Below are 980 nucleotides of genomic sequence, written 5' to 3'. Positions count from 1 at the left end.
ACGTTGTGTCTCAAAATCTCTGATGTTACATTGCACAAGATAAAAATATATCATCATGAACAATAAAACTGTCTGCTTACATAAACAGTAATACAAGGGGTGTTATGAGCCATATTCAACGGGAAACGTCTTGCTCGAGGCCGCGATTAAATTCCAACATGGATGCTGATTTATATGGGTATAAATGGGCTCGCGATAATGTCGGGCAATCAGGTGCGACAATCTATCGATTGTATGGGAAGCCCGATGCGCCAGAGTTGTTTCTGAAACATGGCAAAGGTAGCGTTGCCAATGATGTTACAGATGAGATGGTCAGACTAAACTGGCTGACGGAATTTATGCCTCTTCCGACCATCAAGCATTTTATCCGTACTCCTGATGATGCATGGTTACTCACCACTGCGATCCCCGGGAAAACAGCATTCCAGGTATTAGAAGAATATCCTGATTCAGGTGAAAATATTGTTGATGCGCTGGCAGTGTTCCTGCGCCGGTTGCATTCGATTCCTGTTTGTAATTGTCCTTTTAACAGCGATCGCGTATTTCGTCTCGCTCAGGCGCAATCACGAATGAATAACGGTTTGGTTGATGCGAGTGATTTTGATGACGAGCGTAATGGCTGGCCTGTTGAACAAGTCTGGAAAGAAATGCATAAGCTTTTGCCATTCTCACCGGATTCAGTCGTCACTCATGGTGATTTCTCACTTGATAACCTTATTTTTGACGAGGGGAAATTAATAGGTTGTATTGATGTTGGACGAGTCGGAATCGCAGACCGATACCAGGATCTTGCCATCCTATGGAACTGCCTCGGTGAGTTTTCTCCTTCATTACAGAAACGGCTTTTTCAAAAATATGGTATTGATAATCCTGATATGAATAAATTGCAGTTTCATTTGATGCTCGATGAGTTTTTCTAATCAGAATTGGTTAATTGGTTGTAACACTGGCAGAGCATTACGCTGACTTGACGGGACGGC

General features: G+C 42.9%; 1 protein-coding gene. It reads left to right on the top strand.

The genetic code is table 11. The features are described from left to right. Positions 1–104 precede the first annotated feature (104 nt). Positions 105–920 carry an aminoglycoside O-phosphotransferase APH(3')-Ia gene (gene aph(3')-Ia / locus HFRIS_RS25105; protein WP_000018329.1) on the top strand — a complete coding sequence of 272 codons (816 nt, stop codon included), beginning with the start codon at positions 105–107 and terminating at the stop codon, positions 918–920. The last annotated feature ends 60 nt before the right edge of the window (positions 921–980 follow it).

This window comes from Herbaspirillum frisingense GSF30 (assembly GCF_000300975.2).
Classification (GTDB): Bacteria; Pseudomonadota; Gammaproteobacteria; order Burkholderiales; family Burkholderiaceae_D; genus Herbaspirillum; species Herbaspirillum frisingense.
This window is presented reverse-complemented; position numbering and strand designations above follow the sequence as displayed.